Below are 260 nucleotides of genomic sequence, written 5' to 3'. Positions count from 1 at the left end.
CGGCGTCGCGGTCAGGGTCACGGTGGTGGTGTCGTTGACGTCGTTGACCGTGGTGGTCACTGGCGTTGTGTTTGGCGACACCAGTTCCAGGTTACCGCCCACTGCGTCCTTGATGGATTCAGTGACGGTGGTCGGACCGGTGTAGACGTCGTTGCCCACGCTGACCGGCAGGCTGCCGGAGCTCTGGCCTTCAGCGATGGTGATGACCTTGCCGCTGTCGAGGGTCACGGTGACCGGACCGTTCTGCGCAGTGACCGGTT

The 260-nt window shown here is 63.8% G+C and carries 1 protein-coding gene; it reads right to left on the bottom strand.

Annotated elements, in window-relative coordinates; genetic code table 11:
- Nucleotides 1–260, bottom strand: a 260-nt coding sequence (locus Q8X48_RS30025; protein ID WP_407802830.1) for an immunoglobulin-like domain-containing protein, incomplete at both ends; no start/stop codon positions are given.

It is taken from the genome of Pseudomonas sp. QLc11A (assembly GCF_052112305.1).
Classification (GTDB): Bacteria; Pseudomonadota; Gammaproteobacteria; order Pseudomonadales; family Pseudomonadaceae; genus Aquipseudomonas; species Aquipseudomonas laurylsulfatiphila.
This window is presented reverse-complemented; position numbering and strand designations above follow the sequence as displayed.